The 15,647-nt window shown below is 43.9% G+C and carries 16 protein-coding genes; 3 read left to right on the forward strand and 13 right to left on the reverse strand.

Annotated elements, in window-relative coordinates; genetic code table 11:
- The 3 genes from VIN08_RS04750 to VIN08_RS04760 form a co-directional block, all read left to right on the forward strand.
- Positions 1 to 673: DUF3570 domain-containing protein (locus tag VIN08_RS04750; RefSeq protein ID WP_331961005.1), on the forward strand; the 673-nt coding region annotated here is incomplete at its 5' end.
- A 46-nt stretch (positions 674 to 719) separates the two neighbouring features.
- Positions 720 to 1,046, forward strand: a complete 327-nt coding sequence (locus tag VIN08_RS04755) for a multidrug efflux SMR transporter (protein WP_331961008.1) — start codon at positions 720 to 722, stop codon at positions 1,044 to 1,046.
- 249 nt (positions 1,047 to 1,295) lie between these two features.
- The gene (locus VIN08_RS04760; protein ID WP_331961011.1) at positions 1,296 to 2,708 is read left to right on the forward strand and encodes a hypothetical protein; all 1,413 of its coding nucleotides are present in this window, start codon (positions 1,296 to 1,298) and stop codon (positions 2,706 to 2,708) included.
- 58 nt (positions 2,709 to 2,766) lie between these two features.
- Here VIN08_RS04760 and VIN08_RS04765 read toward each other — a convergent pair whose 3' ends face one another.
- From VIN08_RS04765 to VIN08_RS04825, 13 genes are all read right to left on the reverse strand, one after another.
- Entirely contained in the window at positions 2,767 to 3,846 is a 1,080-nt protein-coding gene (locus tag VIN08_RS04765) for a beta-ketoacyl synthase N-terminal-like domain-containing protein (RefSeq protein ID WP_331961014.1), read from the reverse strand.
- 1 nt (position 3,847) lies between these two features.
- Positions 3,848 to 5,056, reverse strand: a complete 1,209-nt coding sequence (locus VIN08_RS04770) for a beta-ketoacyl-[acyl-carrier-protein] synthase family protein (RefSeq protein ID WP_331961017.1) — start codon at positions 5,054 to 5,056, stop codon at positions 3,848 to 3,850.
- A complete protein-coding gene (locus tag VIN08_RS04775; protein ID WP_331961020.1) occupies positions 5,053 to 5,325 on the reverse strand; it encodes a phosphopantetheine-binding protein in 273 nt (90 codons plus the stop codon). Before VIN08_RS04775 ends, VIN08_RS04770 begins: the two co-directional genes overlap by 4 nt.
- Positions 5,326 to 5,348: 23 nt before the next feature.
- Positions 5,349 to 6,620: an ABC transporter permease gene (locus VIN08_RS04780; protein WP_331961023.1), complete on the reverse strand. Its 1,272-nt coding sequence runs from the start codon at positions 6,618 to 6,620 to the stop codon at positions 5,349 to 5,351.
- Positions 6,617 to 7,360, reverse strand: coding sequence for an ABC transporter ATP-binding protein (locus VIN08_RS04785; RefSeq protein ID WP_331961026.1), 744 nt, complete (start codon positions 7,358 to 7,360; stop codon positions 6,617 to 6,619). Before VIN08_RS04785 ends, VIN08_RS04780 begins: the two co-directional genes overlap by 4 nt.
- A gap of 2 nt (positions 7,361 to 7,362) precedes the next feature.
- On the reverse strand, positions 7,363 to 8,370 hold the full coding sequence (locus VIN08_RS04790) for a BtrH N-terminal domain-containing protein (protein ID WP_331961029.1): 1,008 nt from the start codon (positions 8,368 to 8,370) through the stop codon (positions 7,363 to 7,365).
- Positions 8,367 to 8,780, reverse strand: coding sequence for a hypothetical protein (locus VIN08_RS04795; RefSeq protein WP_331961032.1), 414 nt, complete (start codon positions 8,778 to 8,780; stop codon positions 8,367 to 8,369). The genes VIN08_RS04790 and VIN08_RS04795 overlap by 4 nt, the downstream gene beginning before the upstream one ends.
- 101 nt (positions 8,781 to 8,881) lie before the next feature.
- Positions 8,882 to 10,024, reverse strand: a complete 1,143-nt coding sequence (locus VIN08_RS04800; protein ID WP_331961035.1) for a beta-ketoacyl-ACP synthase III — start codon at positions 10,022 to 10,024, stop codon at positions 8,882 to 8,884.
- Between the two features lie 180 nt (positions 10,025 to 10,204).
- Positions 10,205 to 11,125, reverse strand: coding sequence for a hypothetical protein (locus VIN08_RS04805; RefSeq protein WP_331961038.1), 921 nt, complete (start codon positions 11,123 to 11,125; stop codon positions 10,205 to 10,207).
- Positions 11,126 to 11,393: 268 nt separating this feature from the next.
- Positions 11,394 to 12,263 carry a hypothetical protein gene (locus tag VIN08_RS04810; protein ID WP_331961041.1) on the reverse strand — a complete coding sequence of 290 codons (870 nt, stop codon included), beginning with the start codon at positions 12,261 to 12,263 and terminating at the stop codon, positions 11,394 to 11,396.
- Between the two features lie 76 nt (positions 12,264 to 12,339).
- On the reverse strand, positions 12,340 to 13,251 hold the full coding sequence (locus VIN08_RS04815; protein ID WP_331961044.1) for a glycosyltransferase family 2 protein: 912 nt from the start codon (positions 13,249 to 13,251) through the stop codon (positions 12,340 to 12,342).
- A 73-nt stretch (positions 13,252 to 13,324) separates the two neighbouring features.
- A complete protein-coding gene (locus VIN08_RS04820; RefSeq protein WP_331961047.1) occupies positions 13,325 to 14,692 on the reverse strand; it encodes a HAMP domain-containing sensor histidine kinase in 1,368 nt (455 codons plus the stop codon).
- A complete protein-coding gene (locus VIN08_RS04825; RefSeq protein ID WP_331961050.1) occupies positions 14,689 to 15,378 on the reverse strand; it encodes a response regulator transcription factor in 690 nt (229 codons plus the stop codon). Before VIN08_RS04825 ends, VIN08_RS04820 begins: the two co-directional genes overlap by 4 nt.
- Positions 15,379 to 15,647: the final 269 nt, after the last annotated feature.

The following is a 15,647-nucleotide window of genomic DNA, read 5'->3' on the forward strand; positions in this document are numbered from 1 at the left end:
TCCGCAGAAGCTGGTGTACCCGGTGGAGCTTCGCTATAAGAAGTGGTTCCATAACTACAGGCGCAATTCGTTTAACATAGATCTGGGTATATACCAGATCATCAACCGGAGGATGGCGCTGGGTATATATCCCGGTATAACGTATCAGAAAGGATTACTCTCCACACCGTTCCATCGGGTATATTTTACGGATGATTCTGAGCGTGTTGAAAATTTACCGGAAGAGCGATTGAAGATTCCGGTGGGACTGCAGCTTAATACTTTTGTAGGCTCACGATGGATATTGCGATCGGCCTATCGGTTTTATTGGGACAACTTTGGTATAACGGCTCACACAGTAAGTGTGGAGGCTCCGGTAAAGCTGAATGCTATATTTACTCTTACACCTTTTGTGCGGCTATATACACAAACCGGTGCTGATTATTTCCGCCCCTATAAACAACTGGATGCATCCAGCGAGTACTATACATCGGATTACGATCTTTCCAAGTTTCGCAGTTATAAAACAGGTCTTGGTGTGCGCTATGCTCCGTTTGCCAGGGGAGGCGCTACAACATTCAATGAAGTAGAACTTCGCTATGCGTTCTATCATCGCTCCGATGGATTGAATGCACACATGATCACCGCGTTTATTCACTTTAGTGTAGTGCGCGAAAAAGACAGAAGAATCTGATAGTATCGCACGGATCGATATCTTTGCCACAAATTGTAAACAGCGTATGAACTGGATCATATTGATCATTGCCGGATGTTTTGAAGTATGTTTTACTACTTGCCTCGGCAAAGCGAAAGAAACAACAGGCACAACCTCTTTGATGTGGCTGATCGGTTTTTTTGTTACCATGTCTATCAGTCTGTACTTGCTTTACAGAGCAACACTTACGTTGCCAATGGGAACGGCCTATGCGGTGTGGACGGGTATAGGAGCCGTGGGCACTGTGATTGTAGGTATTGTTTTCTTTAAAGAACCTGCTGATTTCTGGCGCTTACTTTTTATTGCAACATTAATTGCCTCCATTGTTGGGCTGAAGTTTGTATCGAACTAAATGCTGCTTGTTTAGACAATCAAAATTTCTAACAAACTATATATACAACGTGCAAGTATGTTTGATCGTTTAGAAGTATATTCATATCCGGATTTACAGATGCCTGCGTTAGCAAAATAGGAATTGGCAGGCTGAATCTTTCACGAGCGATATAGGGAATATTATCGGGCATTTGTCTCCGGTTGAGTGCATGGCGCATTTTCTCCAGTAACAAGTTAGTATTAGTATATAATAAACCCCTCTCTTTGTATGCGACATCTTATCAGACTGTCATGGCTGCTGTGTGCAGTTATGCTGGTACATTCTTGTACCGAAGAAGAAAATCAGTCCTCTGTTACTGGCACCGTCCAGTTTGCTTTTGATCCGGGTAAAGCTATAGCACCTCATGGGCGAGTCGCGTCTGATTTCCCTGCAGGGTCGTACCTCATTGTAAGTATAGCAGATCAGAGTGGTCGTGCTATACTTACGCGCGAAACGATCAATCTCGTGCAGGCAGGTAATGGCTATATCAGCGATCCTATTGTGTTGAAATCCGGTAATTATAACTTAACGGATTTTTGGGTGGTAGGTCCCGGAAGAGTAATGCTATATGCAGCACCCAAAGCGCAGTCTAATTTTGCTTCATTGGTAGATCGGCCGTTGCCATTTGCTTTCCATGTATCCGGAAATACATTGGTGCAGGAAGCTGTGCAGGTGGTAGATGTACATGAGAGCAACCCCGAAGACTTTGGTTATGTATCGTTCCCGGTAGACGTAGTAAGGAAATTTGCTGTGTCAGTATTTATACCGGATGATAACAGTGGTCTGACATTAACGAACGCGCAGGCGTTTATAGTGGATGATAGTGATACTATACACATACATGACCTCGAAGCCAAAACCAATACTATACCTTTTGAAGAGAATCCGGATGATACCTTGCAACTGGTGATTGGCAAAGATGGTTACAGTCGTTATGCAAAAATATTTACCTATAATCAATTGAAGGATGAGTTGGATGGAAGCCCCTTAGTAGTAGTACTTAAACCTGCGCTTACATTTGTAGCGGACGTTCCGGGCTGGATCGATCCGCCATCACCGTATGTTTTTGATTTGAATCAAACCACAGGATCATTCACGATAGATTGGGGCGATGGTTCGATTGAGCTTGTAACGGAATGGGGACATCAACTTCATACATATACAAAATCGGGAAGATATTTTGTGAGCGTAACGGGCGATCTGAAAAATATAGTGGATCAAAGATTCTTCTATGATGATGCACGCTTTACACGTGTAGATCTTCGGCATCTCACGGGTATGGTATATTTTGGTGCAGGCTATATGGGCGTGAGTCCTTCTGTGTTTGACTTTTCGCACAATACAAAGCTTGAATACATTTGGCTGGGTGCACTGCCGCTATGGGAAGAAACAATTTTCCCTGCGGGATTGAAACTTCAGGGATTGGAGATTGACGGACCCAACAGGCTTACAACAGAGGATGTAGACGCAGCCATCGATGTTTTATATCAGTCTGTAACTCATTATGGCACGCAGAGCGGATACTTCTCTTATATAAATGTTGTTACCAATGAAGTTGTTGGCCCGCCATCACCAGGGGGCTATGCAAAACTGGCCACTCTTCGCGATGAATATTACTGGCAGATATTCCCGGGGTTCTGAATGATATAGTATATATAACCACCAAATATACCGGATCCATTTTGTCCGGTATATTTTTTTATGCCTGCTGCAGCAGAAAGAAAGAGAAATTCTTATTCATGTATTGATTCACGATAAGAATATTTTTAAGACGCTCAGGATTTTTGTCCGGATGTACCTTTACGATAGCAGGCACTTGTTGATTTTTTAATATGGCAGCCCCAAGCCACAACGCAAAGGAAGATGCTGTACACGACTCGCCACATAAATGCTTGAAGCGAGTGTGAAATGTATTGCTGAAAAGTGATTGAGAGAGATCGTGCATGATGCGATCGTGTTCTGCATCGCCACTGGCCCCATCAATCCAAAGATCTATATCTTGTATAGAAATGTTATTAGCCTCCAGGAATGCGTCAATACTTTCGATTACTTCTTCATTGCCGGATGGACTATAGATAAAAGTTGTGTCGAGCAGTTTGCACCAGGTGGTGTCCGCAGCGTTGCGCGAGAGCATAAAGAACGCAGCGCCTTCGCCTTGTACAGAGCCTTTGGTAGATGTTTGAAATAACTCAAGACTATTAATATACTCTGTCTTGAAATGACTGTTACGTTTGCTGGCTATATATTGTACTTCAGACGCATCATCAAAACCACCTACCAGGAAATTGGCGTTGGGGCGATCCTGCAATTGCAGTATGGCATCGTCCAGTGCATTTTCAAAAGCGAGACCTCTGCTTACATACGTGTTGTTATAGCCCATGCATTTCACTGACAACGCAATGAGTCCGGCCAGTGCGTTGTATGTACTTTGCATGAAGTACGTAGGTGTTAATTGTTTCTCCTGCTGCTCCAGTAACTCGATCAGAAATTTATGGGTCTCGTCCAGAAAGCCATAGCCTGTACCGGTAATGATGCCGTCAGGAGTTTGTATTTTGGAATCGCGCAGGCAGATCGTTGCTGCAGTAAGGCCGATCCGTAGCATGCGACTAAGTCTTCGCAGTTGTATCGGGTTAATATAGGCTTTGAAATCGGGCGTAACGGAGCGAAGAACATTTTCATGATAGGCTGTGATCTCTGTAAGAAAATCTGCAGGATCGAACGTCTTCTGAGGCGATACTATACCTATACCATTTATGTAATACGCTTGCTGATCTTTCATACTACACCGATGCTAAGAGTAAAGAAGATGTATTGCCGCCAAACCCAAAGGAGTTGGATAATATATAGTTGAGCTTTACCTGCTGCCTGAGCGATGTTACCGGGCGTATAGCAAGCTCCGGCATGGGGTTGGTAAAGTTTAGATTCGGCCAGATCATTTGCTCTTGCAGGGCCATCAAACAAAATATAGCTTCTACGCTTCCGGCTGCTGCCAGTGTGTGCCCGGTATAGGATTTTGTTGAACTGAAATCAGGAACCTGTTCGCCAAACAGTCGCTGTATACCCAGGCCTTCCGAGAGATCGTTGTTTTCCGTAGCCGTACCGTGGGCGTTAATATAGCTTACCTGTTGGGGTGCTATACCAGCCATAGCGAGTGCTTGCTCCATGGCGAGAAAAGCTCCTTTACCATCGGGCGAAGAGGCTGTTTGATGAAAGGCATCATTGGCATTTCCATAACCTTTCAATTCAGCAAGAGGTTTGCGTTTGCTGCGCAATACTTCCGCTTCCGACTCCAATACAACATAGGCTGCGCCTTCTCCGAGGTTTAATCCTTTACGCGTACTATCAAACGGGCGACAGTGTTCCGGATCAAGGATCATCAACGAGTTAAATCCGTTAAGAGTAAATTTGGATAATGCTTCAGCTCCACCGCAGATAACACGATCCAGTTTTTTATGACGAATGAGCTGAGCACCTTGCATCATGCTGTTGGCAGAGGATGAACATGCTGTACTGATGGTGCCTATATATCTTTTTATACCGATAAAATCGGCCATGCGTTCGCAGTGCTCTCCGGGATTAGCCGTATCGGTAAAGCGAACAAAGTCTCCGCGCTGCTGCGGATCCATCAGCTCGTAATAATATTTTTCAAACTCGCGGATGCCCCCATTGCTTGTAGCCGAGAGTAAACCGGAAGCACGTACTTCTGTTTCAGAAAGACCAGCCATGCGAATGGCTTCCTGTAACGCAGCAAGTCCCAGTAACGCTGTGCGTGTAAATCCTATACCTGCTGCTACACCGGTTAGTTCCTGTAATTGCTGATCATGAATTTTTACTTCACAGGCAGGTAAAGCTGTGCGATGGATGGTATCGAGCACACGGAGTTCGCCATACCCTGACCTGCGATGAACAAGCGATTGAAAATTTTCTGACGCGTCTTTACCCAGGGATGTTATGAGACCATATCCTGTGATAAACACACGTTGACTCATACACGCGGGCTGTTCTGGTGAATATACTCAGCCATAGTACGTATACTTTGAAATACGTGGCGACCTTCTTTCGGATCTTTCAATTTGATTCCATAGTTTTTATCGAGGAGAACAACAAGCTCCAGCGAATCAATAGAATCTAATCCAAGACCTTCTCCAAACAAAGGAGTGTTCTCATCAAAACCTTCGGGAAGCATATCTTCCAGGTTCAATTGCTTGATGAGTTCTGCACGGAGCTCTACGCAAAGTTCGTCAATCGTTTTCTTCATGATGGGGTAATTAAAAATTCGTGCTATAAAATAGTTCTTGATTTATGGATGATAACACTGAGAAATAAAGTTGCCAGTGAAAACCCCGTTAATCGCAATACATTTGGTAAAATAGTCTGTATAGATGCCTGACGCAAAAATAAATCATTAAAGGATTCGAGGCCCCAGCTCATAGGAGAAAATCGGCTAAGCGTCTGCAGAATTTCGGGCATTACATATACCGGCACCCACACGCCTCCAATAGCGGAGAGTATAACTACCGATACAGAACCAAAGGATAGCGCCTGCTGTGGCGTGCGGAAATATACCGCGATCAATACACCATAACCGGTTGCAGCCATGGCTACAGAACAAGCAGTGAGCAGAATGCCAACTATATTACTGCCCAATACAAGTTTGGAAAGGCCGAGCATCGGCATGATATAAATACCTACGGCGATCATCAATACAAATTGCAGCAGACATACCAGGAAGTAAAAAGCAAATTTACCGGATATAACAGGGAACTGCGAACCGGATATCAAACGCAGGCGCAGCATACTTCCTTCTTCACGTTCTTTAATAAAATTACCGGCCAGCGGATATAGTATAAAGAACATAGCAAACATCGTCCATGCAGGTACGTTGTGCTGAACAGAATTCAGCATAAGGCCCTGGTATTTATTCTCGGAAGCATATTGCTCCTTTACCTGTATTATATCGGTAAGATTTACCTCAGCACGTTTGGTGTCGGTGCGACCTTCACTGAGTTGATTTTGCAATTCATCCAATATCCATTGTGCCTGGATGCCGGCAACAATTTTTTGTACACCTCCGGTAAGTGCCTGTTTATAGTTTGACTTGATGGCAGGATCGAACAATACGCGTATACCTACCGAAGCGATCGCGGCTGAATCTGCCGGAGCGGGTATCAAACCAAAGTTAGAGAATACCTTCACGATGAGTTGTCGTGTTTTGTCGCGTAAGGCTTCACTTGCTTTTGCCGGTATAATGATAGCCGCTTTATAGGTGCCCGCACGCACTGCTTTTTTTGCTGCGGCAGTATCGGTCTGTACAATCAGATTTACATTGGGAGAAGCGTTGAATGCTTCTTTTATTTTGGTGCTGAGCGAATCGCCATCCTGATCGATGAAGAGTACATCGAGCTTTACTTCCTGGTAATCGCGGAAGGGAGCATCCTGCACCAGCGCCATCACAATCACTAACGCTAATGGCATAATGAAGATCAATGCCAGTCCACCCGGATCGCGGATCAGCAACAGAAATTCCTTATATATAGTAGCCAGTGTTTTCAATCGCGAATGTTTTTACCGGTAAGTTTTAGGAACAACTGCTCGAGACTTTGGCAGTCAGTATGTGTGCCCATTATAGCAGGGCGTGTACCTTCTACAATCAGTTTGCCTTCATCAATTACACCGAGGTGTGTACAGATGCGCTCGGCTTCTTCCAGCACGTGCGAAGAGTATATTATGGTTGTGCCTTCGCGTTTCAGCTCCATCAGAAAATCGAGGATCATGTTGCGCGATTGTACGTCTACTCCGGCCGTTGGCTCATCGAGTATAACAAGTTTGGGTTGATGCAGCAAAGCAGCCATCAGGTTGAGCCGCCTTTTCATACCACCGGAAAATGTATTAACAATCTTCTTCGATTTCTCCGACAGTCCGAATACATGAAGGTATTTATCGATCTGTGCGCGGATCACAGAACTCTTCATTCCGTACATGCGACCGAAGTAAAAAAGATTTTCGTAAGCAGTAAGTGTTGGAAATAACGCGATCTCTTGTGATGCTACACCAATCTGTTTTCGTATAGCTATACTTTCTTCGGCCATGTTCATTCCCAATACAGCGATAGAACCGGCATCCGGCCGCATAAGTCCGCAGAGCATCATTACGGTTGTAGATTTACCGGCACCATTAGGGCCAAGTAAACCATATACTGAACCTTCTGGTATATGAAGCGACAAATTGGAAACAGCCGCTTTGTTAGATTTAGGATACTGTTTCGTGAGCCCCTCAAGTCGAACTGCACTCATGCTCATTTTGACCTGCTCACTTCGTATAGTTCCTGAAATATAGCATTCTCCTGTTGTGAACATGCTTCGAGCATATCGCCAAGCTCAGCAAACGTCTTGGTATCGGATTTACGGTTCTTGCATACACGACCGGCATAGTATGCGAAGTCGCGGAGCTGATCGCCACTCTTGGTAAGCTGACGGGAGAGGTCAGCAAGTTTATCGGTATTGAGTTTGCGCGAAGCCTGATCCAGAAAAGCAGAGTATATAAACCGGAAGCCGGCACCACCGGTACCAATTTCTTCCTGCATACGAATAAGATTACCCAGCCAGAGTATAGCTTTCCGATCGCCTATACGTTCAGGCCATTTACGCAAGCGGCCTGCCAGATACTTCATGCCTTTAGTACCAACCAACGGCATGGGTATACGCGTCATGTGATCGCTGGTTTGTTTGATACCCGTCCACAATGCTTTCTCTACACTAAAGTCGCCCGGTACTTGTATAGGATAATACATGCGACCACTCGGCTCAGGCATACCTTTGGCAAAGCGCGCACGTGCCAGGTCTTCGTATGATATTTCGGTGGTAGTTTCCATTACCGGGTCGCTCACCAGGTAACGACCATTCTCTTTACCGAATACAATTATATTGTGTGCGTTGAAGTGAAAGCGATAAGCAGCAGGTAAATAATCGAGGAAGAATACAGAAGTAAGCATACCCACCGGCTGGCCTTTATCCAGCATACGGTCGAGCTCATCCATAGCTTTGGCAGGATTGGAAAATTTTTTGCGTTCGATCTTTATACCCAAGCGATCAGAGAATCGCTTGAAGATCTGGCCTGGCCATATTCTATAGGCAACGCCTGGTATACCATTTACACGAACGAAAGGTAAATATGTAAAGAACAGACCGGAGCCTATACCAAATACCATAGGCTCATCGAACTCCATTCCGTGGAAACGAAGCAGGTTCGATACCACACCACTTTCGCAGTGAGCTGATTGTTTATGATTGAAATTAACGGTCATTGTTTTTTCAGTCTTTCGATGTCTGTCAGTTCTTCCACGGAGATGCGAAAAGTATAGGCATACTTTTCAAGTTGCTTTCTGCCAAGCTTGTTAAAGAAAAAAGGCGTGCAGTGCAGGCGCACCATAAACCCGAATGTAGATGCATAGGCAGCAACCATACTGGTGGTCATAATGTTTTTCTTGATCCAGTATAGCAGCGGGCTTGCCTTACCTTCTATTACTTTCAGGCGAGCATTCTCCACATCATCATTCACAACATCCCAGGCCTGTTGCATAGCAACTGTTTCAGGTTCCCAGCCAATGCTGTTTACCTTTACGTACTGGCCATTCTCATCTGTAGCATAATACAGTTTGGCCAGCTTACCTTCATTGAGGTTTTCCTGATCTTGAGGTACCTGCTCCTTTTTCATAACGAGTGGGGTTGTTTGTTATCTTGGCTGTTAATAGTTATACGTTCATCATTAATGGTATTTTATGTTACGATGAACGTGTAACTATTAACGAATAACGGCTATACTACTGTAAGAAACACGTAACCATAATTGAAACGTGCACTTTCAGGGATCATCATCAGAATTGTATCGCCTTTTTTCAGACGACCAGAGTTAAACAATTCTTCCAGCATCAGCAACGGAGAGGCGGCTCCCACATTACCTACCCACGTTAAATTGGTAAACCATTTGGACGATGGTATATCAATGTTTAACACTTCGAGTTCTTTGGCTATGCGCGATGCGAAATAATTGGATGAAAGATGCGGCAGGAAGTATGAAAGGTTTTTGATGTCGACTTTCTTTTTCTCCACCAGCTCTTTCATGAGCTCGCCACCTTTCTTCACAATAAATTCACCGAGCAGTTTTGTGTCCTGTTTCAGTGCAAATACTGACTTACCTGTCCACTGTTCTTGTTCGAGATCATTCCAACCAATGAATTTACCTGATTCATCTTTAACAGCACCGTAATACATGCAAGCCGGAAGCTCATGTGCATAGGAGCGTTGTTCGATCCACTCGACTTTCAGTGATAGTCCTTCTGTATTGGGTTTGTCTTTCAGTAATGCAGCAGCGGCACCGTCAGACAACATAAAGCGCAGAAAATCTTTTTCGAAAGCGATCATGCCATCGCCACCTTCCAGTTGTGCTACTTTCTCAGCTTCTTCCTTAAAGAACTTGGCCTGCATCCATTTGGAGAAACGTTCTGATCCCGTACACACAGCATTATCTGTATTACCAGACAGCACAGACATATAGCCGAACTTGAGAGCTTGTATACCCGCGCTGCAGGAACCGGAAGCTGTGTTGATCTCAACAGGATTTCCGCCCAACTCACCATGAACCATGGCAGCGTGTGGAGGAAGCATCTGGTCAGGTGTAGTTGTACCACATGACAACAACTCTATATCGGCTTGTTTGAAATCCTTATCGAAAAGTTTTTCGATGGCCAACCGCGTCAGGTTTGTATTCGTGTGAGTAGTCTTACCTTCTTTGTCGAAAGAATAATAACGGGTCTTGATCTGGTTGTTACGCAGGATCAGAGGCCGGGCCTTTGAAGATTGATTGTTGATCAGCCCAAGGAACTTCTCTATATCCTCGTTCGAAACCGGTCCGTTAGGATAATAGCTTGCTAATTTTGTAATGTAAACACTCCTGTTCATCCTCTATTATGCGTGTTTTATATCTGTTTTTTCAATTTTGAATTTGAGCCCGAAAGTACTTCATTCCCCGTAAAATATAAAACTTCAGCCCCCGGTGGGTCACATTATCAACCGTTATTGAAAGTTCTTTTCGTACAGTTGTAATGATTGATCAGTTTTTAAAGAACGGAGACAAGAGCTTTACTTTTTCCGCAGTGAATTTTGCTTAAAATATTCCACATCCAGGATCAGCTCTTTGCGCTTTACGGTGAGCAGAATTTTTGATAGCGTCCAAAGTAAAGGCGATAAAAAGAAGATCGCTGTTGGCAGCAGGTACATGAATATATAGACTCTGATCTTGCGGCCTGTTGAATGCACGGCACCACCGGAAGCAATAAATTTAGACCAGACTGAAAAAGCTTTTTGACCGCGTCTCTCCATCAACACCAGGTTTGGCTTGATGTCGATAGCACCTTCATGGAGAAGTTCGTCTTGCAACGAAGCAAAATCATTGATAGCAAGGTGTTTGTTGATCAGCTTGCCGAAGGCTTCTGCATGTTGCACATCATTGTTAGAAACACCCGCCTGTGGAAAGAACCAGAATGGTTTTCTATTACCGGTAAACATCCAGCGCAAAATAGTAATGAGACTCGTCAGGTTGCCGGAGCGATCAGCCAAGGCTATATGTCCTACAAGTTTACCTTGCGCATCGAGCAGTCGCTGTTTAACTTTTTCCTGTGCGCCCAACCACATATTGCGACAGCCTAGTATGGTAACAACTGGTTTGCCGTTCAGAATTTTTTTGCCATCGTCACTCTGCAGGAACGAACTTACCGGACGTGATGGTGTAAGAAACCAGGGCTGATAGCCCATAATAATGAGGTCGTAATTATCGAAAGCTTGTGCTGACAAACTTTTTAATGTCAGCGGCTTTTGTGAAAATGTTTCAGGAAAAGCATTGAAGAACTGATAAGCGCTCCAGGGAAAGGGGAATTTTTCCTGCGGCTGAATTTCTTCATAATGTACGGTATGGCCTGCTTCTACAAGCGGTTTTGACAGTGACTGAAGTATGGACAACTGCTGACCGGACTGTGTGTAGTATACAATCAGTATCTTTTTCATCGGTGGTTCAGGTAGAATAAAGGACGCAAAGTTATATTTTTTTACGTGTTTTTTTACCTGTTGTAAGTTGTTGGAGGCTTTCGCGCCAAAACTTAACGAAAATATATAGCGGTTAACGTTATTATAGCCTTACGAACTGACCGCTTTCGGTCGCTTCAATGGTGATTTCTGCACAATGGCACTGAGTAAAATAACCCGGCCACTATACGTTAGCCGGGTTTGCCCTAAGACAAGTAAGCACCTACACCTGCTTACATACATTACTAACCTACCTTAACTTCATCTTTACTTTTCCTATAGACCTGGATTCTGTTAACATCTCGATAGTATATATACCGGGTATAAGTTTTACCTGCGAAGTGTAGCGCATTTGTATAGTCTGCTGAGCAGGCAATACCACGGTGCCGCTACTGGCAGAAGAAGCCAGCGGTATTTGTTCGGTGAGTGGTTTTATACTCAGCTGTCCGCTATGCTCCGTAAGTATAGTGCCCGATGGATTGGTGATGACAAAAGAAACATTCGTTATGCCTGCAGGCACTTCAGCTTCAACTATAAATGTTTTCGCATGCCTGGCTCGCACGGTAAGTTTTCCTTTTCGGGTAAGGAACTCTGATGATGTTCCGCGCAATGAGGCGAGCCGCTCCATGTTTAGCTGGTTGGCGAGATCTCTATTCTCTTGCTGAAGAAAGCTTACCAGGCTCTCAAAATCCTGGTGAGAGGTTCGAAGCTCCTGTACTGTATTCTTGTAGTAGGCAAGTTGCTGCTCAAGTTCTTTAGCCGATGCAACCAGCAACTGATATTTATTTTTTAGCTGCGCAGCAGATGCTCCCTGTTGCTGCGCTTTTGATAACTCCTTTTGCGTGCTTTCCAGTTTATAAAGCGTTGTGTTTAATGTTTTATTCAATCCGAAATTCCCTTCTTCCAGCGAAACAATCTCAGCCTGTAGTTTTACAATTTCTTTGTCGAGCGAAAGTTTTTGAGAGAGTAAAGATTCCGCAGTAAGTTTTTCGTCTTTAATGTCATCTTCCAGACGGGCCTTCTGGCCCAATACAACGGTGAGATACATGCCCGTGGCGATAAGCAACAGTATGGCCACTGCTGCCAGAATACTGCTTCGTTTTGTGTTGTTAACAGTCATGCAGAATTAAAAGATTAAATCAACCTCTTCGAGTTAAGTACAGTATTAATTCCGTGTTAAAATCACCTTAAACTTTCTATCCGAAAATAATGAAGCGCTTCTTTACCCACTTGCTTCCATAGAACGAAGTGATATAGTAAAGCAACTCTTTCAAGCCCGGCATAGCCTTTAATAAATATTTACGAGCCTCGCGCATTTCGCCTACCAGGTAACTATACCGGGCCCTGCTTCCATTGATGCGCCTGGTTGCCTGCGCCACTTCCTTCGGATATTTTTTCTCAAAAGCCTCCAGGCACATCAATGAATAGTAATAATCTTTTTTACGATAGTCGTGGTTGAGTGAGAGATTGCTGCCATCAACAAAACGCGTAACAAGATTTATGGGCACTTCGGCAGAGGTTCTGTTCTCGAAGAGCCGCAGCAGCCAATCGAAGTCCAGCATACCAAAGTGTTCTTCGAAGAATATATCTTTTAATTCCTTCGTAATCATGATCGAGCTCAGGTATGTATGCTGCACGTTCTGCTTTTCTTTGGCCAGCTTCTTCAGGAATGTTTCGTTAGGCTTGTATAGCTGTACAGCGGGTTCTCTATCGGTTAACATCAAATGTGTACCCGCGGGTGAATCGATCACTTCATAGCCACAGGTAACAATGGAAGCATAACGAACAGCTTTTAACTGCAGCAGCAGTTTTTGTGGTTGCCAGGTATCGTCATGATCAAGAAAACAGATATAGTCTCCTGTAGCATTCTTAAGCCCTATATTTCGTCCATAATTAGGGCCACCTTTATTTTTGGAAGAAGTATAGTATATAGTAACATTAAATTTTTGCAGAATATCAGTCGTGTTATCGGTAGAGCAATCATCAACGGCTATTATCTCCATGGTAAAGTCGGTGCCGAGCCCATCCTGCGCCAATACAGAATTTAACGTTCTGGCTATACTTTTAGCAGCATTATAGGTTGTGATGATAACCGAAATCTTTACCATGTTGCAAAGAAGTATGCAACTATTCAAAACGGAGTTAAAAGGGAATTAAAAGCGGCTTAATATTCCTGCCCGATTATACTGCCGGAAACGACAGAATAATAGTAGTGCCTTCGCCCACCACCGATTGTAACTGTATAGTGCCTTGATGAAGTGCTACAATGCGATTTACCATCGACAATCCTATACCATGTCCTTTTATACTTTGGGTGTTGCCTGCGCGATAAAATGGCTCGAAGATGTTGCTGTGATCTTCTTCCGGTATACCAATGCCATGATCGCGGAAGGTAAGTGTAAGCATTGTGTTGGCCGGCTGTATCAATATATAGCAGGTATGATCACTGGAATATTTACAGGCATTATCAATGATGTTAGAGAGGGCTACTTTAATCAAATGTTCATCACCACGCATGGTGAGGCTTGCGTCATCATCCAGTGTTTGATGAAAGTCTATGTGAATATTATAGGCCGGATTTCGTTTGGCGAGTTCATCCCGAGTTTGCCAGAGAAGTTCATCAACGCGCAGGTCGATCATCTTTCGCTCATCTACTTCGGTGCTGGTTTGCGCTAATAGCAATAAGCGATTCGAAAGATTGTTGAGGCTTTTAATATCTTCCAATACCGAGTTCAGCACTTTTATATACTCATCTGTGGAACGTGTATTTAGCAACGTAACCTCTAGCTGTCCCGTGATGGCTGTAAGTGGCGTGCGCAACTCATGCGAAGCATTGGCGATAAAATTTTTCTGAATAGTAAAAGATACTTCCAGTCGCTTGAGCATGTCGTTGAATGTTTTGGCCAGCAAGGCAATCTCATCTTTACCATTGCCTTCATCTACGCGCAGGTTAAGACTGGTAATGCTGATCTCATCCACCCGGTTTACTACTTTTGATATAGGTTGCAGAGCTTTACCTGAAAAGAACCAACCGGATACAGAAGCCACTATAATACTGAAAGCAAACACCAGCAACAGAATAGTGCGGAGGTTTTTCAATTTATTAAATCCATATATATCGGTAGCCGCAGCAATAACAGCAAAGCGATCGTAGCGACCTTTGAACAGGAAGCCAAGCACTTCATAATCGCCTTGTGTATACCGGATCTCTTCTTCCAGCCGGATACGATCCAGCAAATCCTGGTCTACATGAATAGTCTTGTCTTCATCCGTACTGAAAATTACTTCGTTGTGAAAATCATATACTATAATTCGCTCATTTGGTAAGCTGATCGGGTTGTCTTTTTCCAGTTTGCGCAGCAGGTTCACATCTACTTCATCCACTTCAATGAGTAATGTGGCAGTGTTATTGGCTTTGTTGTGCAGGCGGGTATAGTAATCTTCCCTGCGATAATCGGCAGAAAATATATAGATGAGTACGGATGCCATAAACGTAATAATGGCTACGATAAGAATGAACCGGAGCGTAAGTTTATTGCGTATGTTCATGATTCATCCTGTATAACATAGCCCAGCCCTATACGTGTGTGGATGAGCTTACGCGTAAACTCCTTGTCGATTTTTTTACGTAGTATATTTACATATACCTCTACTACGTTGGTGCCGGTATCGAACGTTACTTCCCATACGCGTTCGGCAATCTCGGCTTTTGATAGAACACGACCTTTGTTCAGCATGAGAAATTCCAGCAGCGAAAACTCTTTGGCTGTAAGCGGTATACTTTTATCGCCCCGGATCGCTATTTTTTTATCGAGGTTCAGTTGAAGGTCAGCAACGGTTAATATATTCGCTTCCGATTCCGGTTGTGCTGTATCTTTTCTTCGCTTGGTAAGAGCCTTGATGCGTGCGAGCAGTTCTTTAAACTCGAAGGGCTTTACCAGGTAATCATCGGCACCGGCATCAAAGCCAGTTACCTTATCATCTGTTGTACCGAGAGCGGTGAGCATCAATATAGGTACGGAAGGTTTTACGGTGCGTATCTTTTTGCAGAGCTCGAGCCCGTTGGTGTGCGGTATAATTACATCGAGCAAAATAAGTTGATAGTCTTTATTCAGTGCCAGCTTCTCTCCGGTATAGCCATCGTATGCCAGTTGTACTTCATAGCCCTGCTCTTCCAGTCCGCTTTTCAGAAAGGCTGCTACTTTTTGTTCATCTTCAATCACCAGTATCTTCATGTTGAACGCAGAGGTTGGATATTTACCAGGCACCTTGTGACACTTCGAATATAAAAAAGAAAACCCACCGCAGTATGATCAGTGGGTTTCTCTTGTAACAAATGAATTGGACGTCCTGTAAACGACTAAAAACCAATTGCACGTAAAACTAATGTGCGCACATAAAGAGCATCTTAAATGCGGATTAAAATGGTATTAAAATGTATGGACTGATGGTGGCTTGTTGGTGGTGACCTTGTTGGTGAGAAACACGAACAAGAGCGTGGACA

Origin of the sequence: Ohtaekwangia sp., from assembly GCF_036568665.1 — a bacterium.
Classification (GTDB): domain Bacteria; phylum Bacteroidota; class Bacteroidia; order Cytophagales; family Cyclobacteriaceae; genus Ohtaekwangia.